The 6789-nt window shown below is 61.0% G+C and carries 7 protein-coding genes; all 7 read left to right on the top strand.

Annotation, left to right across the window (positions count from 1 at the left end):
* Positions 1–739: 739 nt before the first annotated feature.
* A complete protein-coding gene (rpmH, locus tag JQS30_RS16795; RefSeq protein ID WP_213171380.1) occupies positions 740–877 on the top strand; it encodes a 50S ribosomal protein L34 in 138 nt (45 codons plus the stop codon).
* Between the two features lie 74 nt (positions 878–951).
* Positions 952–1470, top strand: a complete 519-nt coding sequence (gene rnpA, locus JQS30_RS17745) for a ribonuclease P protein component (protein ID WP_213171379.1) — start codon at positions 952–954, stop codon at positions 1468–1470.
* Positions 1470–1853 carry a membrane protein insertion efficiency factor YidD gene (gene yidD, locus JQS30_RS16785; RefSeq protein ID WP_213173116.1) on the top strand — a complete coding sequence of 128 codons (384 nt, stop codon included), beginning with the start codon at positions 1470–1472 and terminating at the stop codon, positions 1851–1853. Before rnpA ends, yidD begins: the two co-directional genes overlap by 1 nt.
* Positions 1854–1855: 2 nt before the next feature.
* Positions 1856–2923 carry a membrane protein insertase YidC gene (gene yidC / locus JQS30_RS16780; RefSeq protein WP_213171378.1) on the top strand — a complete coding sequence of 356 codons (1068 nt, stop codon included), beginning with the start codon at positions 1856–1858 and terminating at the stop codon, positions 2921–2923.
* Between the two features lie 255 nt (positions 2924–3178).
* The gene (locus tag JQS30_RS16775) at positions 3179–3715 is read left to right on the top strand and encodes a Jag family protein (RefSeq protein ID WP_425498829.1); all 537 of its coding nucleotides are present in this window, start codon (positions 3179–3181) and stop codon (positions 3713–3715) included.
* A gap of 269 nt (positions 3716–3984) precedes the next feature.
* Entirely contained in the window at positions 3985–4596 is a 612-nt protein-coding gene (gene rsmG, locus JQS30_RS16770; RefSeq protein WP_213173115.1) for a 16S rRNA (guanine(527)-N(7))-methyltransferase RsmG, read from the top strand.
* Positions 4597–5495: 899 nt separating this feature from the next.
* Complete coding sequence (locus JQS30_RS17740; protein ID WP_343076143.1) at positions 5496–6785, top strand: ParA family protein; 1290 nt, start codon at positions 5496–5498, stop codon at positions 6783–6785.
* The last annotated feature ends 4 nt before the right edge of the window (positions 6786–6789 follow it).

Here is a 6789-nt window from a genome sequence, read left to right as displayed (position 1 = left end):
CGTTACTCACCCCCACATTGCTTATCGCATCCGCACGCCTGAAAGTCCTCTGAGAGCTTTCGGCTTCACTGTTCCGACGGACGCCAAGGAGACCCGCCGGGAACGGGGAGCCTCGCCGGAGGCGCGGAGCAGAGCAGGCATCGGCCCACTGGGATGGTGGTGCTCAGTATGGTCGGTGATTGCTGGTCCGCGGAAGTCGAAACGCTAGGTGGAAAGCTCTTCTCAGCAGCGTCATTAAGCAGTTTTCCACAGGTTATCCACAGGCTTACAGGCGGCTAGCGCATTCGCCGCTCACCTGCGGAGAAACCTGTGAATAACTTTGTGAGCAGGGGAAACGCGCGGAAAGTCGCAGGTGGAATGTGAGCGATCCTTCACTGTATCCACAGGCAAGTGTGAGTTATCCACAGGTAGTGACCTTGCCGGTTCCCCCACCCAGCCAGCCTGTGGACGACGACGTGCGAAGACAACCCTGGGTAGGGCACTTGATGCGTGAGCTGTGAACTGAAAGTGAGCCCCTTGCACGTCAGTGTGATTCAGTGCACCGGATCCGCTTGAAGTCGCTGCCCCCACCTGGCGTAGGATGGGCAGGCTATGCGCGTCGCGTCGCAGGCCACACCCGCGCCCTGCGGGACGAAACCAGCGAGTGACTACTTGTTACTCTGGAAGACGCTTCTCGCATGTGCAGCCGCACGACTTCGCAGAAGCAATTAGACCGCATTCGTTATGGGAGATTACTGCCGTGAGCAAGCGCACCTACCAGCCGAATAACCGCCGTCGCAAGCGTACCCACGGCTTCCGGCTGCGGATGCGCACCCGTGCGGGTCGCGCCATCATCAACGCGCGGCGCAGCAAAGGCCGCAACCGCCTGAGTGTCTAAATCGCCAGCACAGGCGTTCGGACACTCATGCCGGCCCACGTGCCCGATTCTTAAGTAGCGAAGAGCGCCCACCGGTGCTGCCAAGCGCGCAAAGAATCCGTCGCCGTTCAGAATTCACCTCGGTGCTGCGAGGAGGTACGCGCGCCGCCCGAGGTGGAGTCGTCGTGCACTGGTCCAGCCGTCAAGCACGGTCGGGTCTGCTGCCCAGGACGCTTACTGAAACGCCGCAGACATTCACGGGCGCGGGCCACAACATCGACAGCCAGCCGCAGGACCCGGAACCGGGAGCCATGCGAGCTGGCTTTGTCGTGTCCAAAGCCGTTGGGAACGCTGTGATCCGCAATAAGGTCAAGCGCCGGCTGCGACACGCTGTGATGGAGACCCACTCGCAGTGGCCCAGCGATGTCGACGTTGTTATCCGCGCTACTCCCAGCGCCAGCAAAAGAACGTTTCACCAGCTCAAAGATGATATTCTTGCCGCCTCCAGCGCGGCCGCCCGGAAGTTCGCCGCCCGATCTGCCGCAGAGCCGTCTGCGGATCGCAACCGGGGCCGCAGGCGTGGCAACTCGGCAAAAGTGAGGCGTGACCAGTGATGTTCGCCGCCCGAGTGCTGAGCTGGCCGGTTATCGCGTACCGTCGATGGGTAAGCCCAGCTATCCCCAACCGTTGCCGGTTCTACCCTTCCTGCAGCGCATATGCCCTTGACGCGATTCAGATCCATGGAGCGGCGAGGGGCCTATTTTTGACTTTGCGGCGCCTTGCGCGGTGTCACCCCTTCCACCCGGGAGGCTACGACCCCGTGCCTGGACGCGAAGGTGCTGATGCACCCGAGGCCGAGACGGCGGACTCCTCGTCCCCGCCTGGGCCGGAGCCTACGGCGCGTCGACGCGTGCCAGGGTCGGCACAACACCAAACCGATAGTGTCGAGGGTATGAACCCCGACAGCAACAATGACACCACCGGAGCTACCCAGTGAACATGAACTGGATCTATACAGCGTTGTCCTGGGCGCTGTTGAAATGGCACGACCTGTGGGCGACAGTCGTCCCCGAAACCGAGGTTTGGGCTACCACTTGGGTGTGGGTCCTCGCCATTGTCTTCCTCGTGATCACCTTGCGTGTGATCATGTTCCCGCTGTTCATGAAACAGATCCGGGCGCAGCGAGCGATGCAGACTCTCGCGCCGCAGATCAAGGAACTACAGCAGCGCTATAAGGGCGACAAGGAAACCCTTCAGCGCGAGACGATGAAGCTGTATCGGGAAGAGAAGGCCAACCCGCTCATGGGTTGTCTGCCGATCCTGATTCAGATGCCGGTGTTCCTGGGACTGTTCTGGGTGCTGCGGCGTGTCGACCCGGACAAGACGAGCACCTACCCACAGACTCTGTACACCTGGACTCCGGAACACTGGAATAGCTACCTGGATTCCAAGCTGTTCGGCGCCCCGTTCTGGGCCTCGTTCCTCGAAAGCAGCGAGAAGCTGGATAGCGTGGAAGCCAGCGGCACGACGGTGAAGATCGTGGCGGCGGTGCTGGTGGCGATCATGATCGTCACGACGTATCTGACCGCACGGCAGATGATCCTCAAGAGCGGCTGGGCGCAGGAACCTCAACAGCGGATGCTGCAAAAGCTGATGCTCTACGGTATCCCCGTCCTGCTGCTGTTCTCCGGCGGTATTTTCCCCATCGGTGTGGTCATCTACTGGGTGATCAACAACTTGTTCTCGCTGGCGCAACAGCAATATGTGTTGCGGAAGTATCCGCCGCCGAAGATGAACGGGAACAACAAGCCGGTCAAGCCTCCGAAGCCGGGCAGCAAGGAAGACCTCCGGTTGAAGGAAGAGCAACGCTTGGAAGAGGAGCGCCGTAAGTCGCTAGCTCCCAAGCCGGGGCAGAAGCCGAAGCGTCCGCCGAACAAGAAGCCTAGCGGGGATGCCTCTGCGGGTTCTAAGCCGAGTAACGGAAAGAACCTGAGTCGGGCTGAACGCATCGCGCGGGCCAAGAAGGTCAGCGGTGCCAAGCAGTCGGGCAAGAAGAACAAGAACTAGCGATGTGGCCACGGCGGTTGGAATGTCGCCGTGGCCACGTTGACGATTGACGTCGATGATTGCCGGAGCAGCTCGCCAAGGGCGGGTATGCCGTAGGTAATCTAGATATAACAATGGGGATAAACGTCCCAAAGCGCGACTTGGCTAGTCTTGATCTCGGCGAGGTGTCGGGATGCCGTTTCGACCAGTTGGCTCAACAGTGGAGTTTGGCCATGGCGGACCAGGGTCGGACGTCTGTGATGAGAATCCTGGGCGATGCCGGGCGCGACAAGGGCGAACGTAGTAGGACTGGAACTCATGACTCAAACGGTGCGGGAGGACGAAGTGACCTCCGAAGATGAATTGTTCGACCAAAGTGAGGTCGCGGCGGACTATTTGGAAGGCCTGCTGGACGTCCTCGACTCCGATGGCGACATTGACGAGCTTGTGGTGGGCGACCGCCCACAAGTCGAGATCGTCGGCGATGGACTGGAGAAACTGGTCGGTCAGAAGGGCCAGACCCTGGAGGCTCTGCAAGAGCTGGCGCGTTTGGCGGTGTACCGCAAGATCGGCGAGCATTCGCGGCTGATGCTCGACATTGGCGGCTACCGGGCCAACCGCCGCAAGAAATTGGCGGAGTTGGCTAAGAAGACGGCAGCGAAGGTGATCGAACAGGATCGCGTTGTGAAGTTGGACCCCATGGGTGCCTTCGAACGTAAATGCGTGCACGACGTGATCAACGCGACCGACGGAGTGGAAAGCGAATCCGAAGGTGCGGAGCCGCACCGCCGGGTGGTCGTCAAGCCAGCCTAGATCGCCATTCTCGCCTGCGGGCGGATAGCGATGTGGGCTCACGATTCTGGTTATGGACGAAAAGATCATTTGCGATGACTAACGGCGAGAACGACATGTTCGACGCCAAGAACGACGAGGCCAGTGTTTTGCGGGATGTTTCACGTGAAACATTGGCCTCAGTTTTTGGAGATGGACCAGCTGGCGGCAGTGTGGCCGCTTCTACTCCGGGTGCGCCGGCGAAAGCCGGTGGGCGACCCCAGCCTGAGCACCGGGCTTCGGCGGCGGCCATGGAACGGATGCAGCAAGTTGAGGACTACGTGGGTTTGCTGGCGACTGAGGGGATGACGCGCGGCTTGTTGGGGCCGCGCGAAGTGCCACGGTTGTGGGATCGGCATGTGCTCAACTGCGCGGTGGTGGGGGAGCTGATCGAGCGGGAGTCGGACGTCATCGACGTGGGCTCGGGCGCTGGTCTTCCGGGGATTCCGTTGGCTTTGGCTCGCCCCGATCTGTGGGTCACGCTAGTGGAACCGATGCAGCGCCGAGTGGCCTTCCTGGAGGAGGTCGTGCAGACGTTGGGAATTCCGAACGTCGAAGTGGTGCGGGCGCGAGCCGAAGAGGTCTTTCCGCAAGGCAGGGCCGATGTGGCGGTGTCTCGAGCGGTGGCTCCGCTGGGGAAACTGGCCCGGTGGTGCCTTCCGCTGGTGCGAAAGGGGTCGTCACGTCCGTTTGCTGAGCCGGGAACGATGCTGGCCATCAAGGGCCGCAGCGTGATTGAGGAAGCTAATCGGGAGGCGCGAAACGTGCGTAAGGCCGGTGGTGGCGATATCGAGATCCTCACGTGCGGGGAGACGATTCTCGATGAGGTTACGACTGTCGCGCGAATAGATCGAGTGCGCTAGCAGTTTCCGCCTGCGGGCCTTAGGCCAGTGCAGTAGTGCCTTTGCGTGAGTTGCGGAAACGTAGGGTTGTTGTGCCCCAAAGGAATGGGTTGCCTTGAGGCGAAGGCGCCGACTCTAGTTTCGCAGGTTGGGTTTGGTGGACGGGTGACTCCCGCCGGTGGGAGAGCTTTAGTTTCGGCGGAATCTTTGCTCGGCGGCCGGGGCGGTTGCGGTGTCTGGGACGGACGCTTAGGCAAGCAGGGCTGGGATGCGGTCGGGGGCAGCTCGACAGAAGGGTTTCGGGCCTCCCCTCCCCAATCCCACCCACCCGCCACCATCCAGCCACTGGAAACGCCAGCTCGTTCTAACGGTCACGGGGCTGCCGAAAGCTCTGTTGCCATTTTGGCTCACCATGACCGTCTATGTATGAATCATATAAAAAGCCGTCGCCTTGTTTGTATGAATAGGATACCGGTCGGGTTGGCGTTGTCGGAGTTTCTGTTGGGCGTGTCGGGGGTTGTGATGTGCCGATCGCACCGGCGAAAGATTCCTTTCCCTGCCTACCCGGCCGCTTTCGGCTCCGGAGTGTCGATTTGCTCCTAGTAACCTGACAGGGCCGCTGAATCCGGCTAGCGTAGAGGAAGGCTAGCCAAGGGTGCCCGGTAAGGGCGTGAATCGCAGACCAATCCGCGGCTGGCGCGATGTGCTATCTATATCTCGGGAATTGAGCGTAACTGAGGCCGAAAAGGCTCTCGGCGTTCGCTCGCAGGACACCGAGACGGGCCGATGTTTCACGTGAAACATTGAGGCCGTAATCTGGCGAGGTGAGTACGCGCACCCCCAGCCCTTATGAAGGCCGGTATTCCGGTCGACACCACCCGACTCGTGATCACCCTACTCAGGAACGGGATGCTCGCCCCATGAGTTCCAAAGACGATAAGTCGCCTCCCCGCCTCGGAGAAGTCTCCGCCGAACGCCGAATCCGCAATGTGCTCGATGAAGCCGTCCACCACGGCAGCCCAGAGCTGGCAGAATCTGACCGGCACGCGGAGCAAGAACCCCAACCCCCAGCCCACTCTCAGTCAGAATTTCATGGCGGGGGACCAGCCGAGTCGACCAGCTCCACATCGGGTACTGGCAATGTCCCCTACCGCCAGAGGACCAGTCGCCACAGTGGCGACGAGCCAGGGAGGGACAACAACGGGATGAGGAACCAGTCAGCCAGCAGTCAGCAGGCAGGCACGCCAGGCCGGCAGCGCGGCAACGGCAAGCAAGCACGGGCACAGTCCAATGGGGCTAAGGCTAGCGATTCAGCCAGTCAAGGCTCGGGTTATGCGGTCGTCGATGACGATCTGCCGTTGGCACGCGAAGCTCAGCGAGCAGTGCGCGTGCTGAACCCGGCCGGGCGGACGTTGATGCCGCGCCCGACGAAGCGGCGAGTCATCGCTGTGGCCAACCAAAAGGGCGGAGTCGGGAAGACCACTAGTGCTGTCAACTTGGCGGTCTCCCTAGCGCTGCATGGAAACCGAGTCATGGTCATCGACCTTGACCCGCAAGGCAATGCCTCGACTGGCTTGAGCGTCGACCACAGCACGGGCACGCCGAGCGTCTATGAAGCCATCATCGACCAAACCCCCATGCAGGAGGTGACGCACCCGGTCGAGGGCATTCCAAACCTGGTGTGCGTCCCAGCGACGATCGACTTGGCCGGTTCCGAGGTTGAGTTGGTGAACGTGGTGGCACGCGAGGCGCGGCTAAAGAACGCCATCGCCTCGTACCCAGAAGAGCTGGACTACATCTTTATTGACTGTCCGCCGTCACTAGGCCTCTTGACCGTGAACGCCTTGGTGGCGGCCGAAGAGATCTTGATTCCGATCCAATGCGAATACTACGCGCTCGAGGGGCTCGGACAGCTGCTTCGAAATATCGAGTTGGTCAAGGGTCACCTCAACGCCAAGTTGCGTGTGTCGACGATTTTGCTCACCATGTACGACAAGCGAACCAAGCTAGCCGACCAGGTGGAGCAGGAAGTGCGCGGGCACTTCCAAGACACGGTGTTGAACGCGGTGGTGCCGCGCAGCGTCCGAGTCTCGGAGGCCCCAGGGTATGGGCAGTCAGTAATGACGTATGACCCTGGCTCGCGGGGAGCAAGTAGCTATTTCGAAGCTGCCGAGGAAATCGCGCAGCGCGGTGCACAGATGCGGAGTTAGGGAC

The sequence above is a fragment of the Natronoglycomyces albus genome (genome assembly GCF_016925535.1).
In the GTDB taxonomy this organism is placed as follows: Bacteria; Actinomycetota; Actinomycetes; order Mycobacteriales; family Micromonosporaceae; genus Natronoglycomyces; species Natronoglycomyces albus.
Note: the sequence above shows the minus strand (reverse complement) of the source record. Positions and strands in the feature narration are given on the sequence as shown.

Excerpts from the sequence above, each read along its gene's own strand:
- yidD (WP_213173116.1), top strand. The coding sequence starts at position 1,470 with ATGTTCGCCGCCCGAGTGCTGAGCTGGCCGGTTATCGCGTACCGTCGA.
- yidC (WP_213171378.1), top strand. The coding sequence starts at position 1,856 with ATGAACTGGATCTATACAGCGTTGTCCTGGGCGCTGTTGAAATGGCAC.
- JQS30_RS16775 (WP_425498829.1), top strand. The coding sequence starts at position 3,179 with ATGCCGGGCGCGACAAGGGCGAACGTAGTAGGACTGGAACTCATGACT.
- rsmG (WP_213173115.1), top strand. The coding sequence starts at position 3,985 with ATGGAACGGATGCAGCAAGTTGAGGACTACGTGGGTTTGCTGGCGACT.
- JQS30_RS17740 (WP_343076143.1), top strand. The coding sequence starts at position 5,496 with ATGAGTTCCAAAGACGATAAGTCGCCTCCCCGCCTCGGAGAAGTCTCC.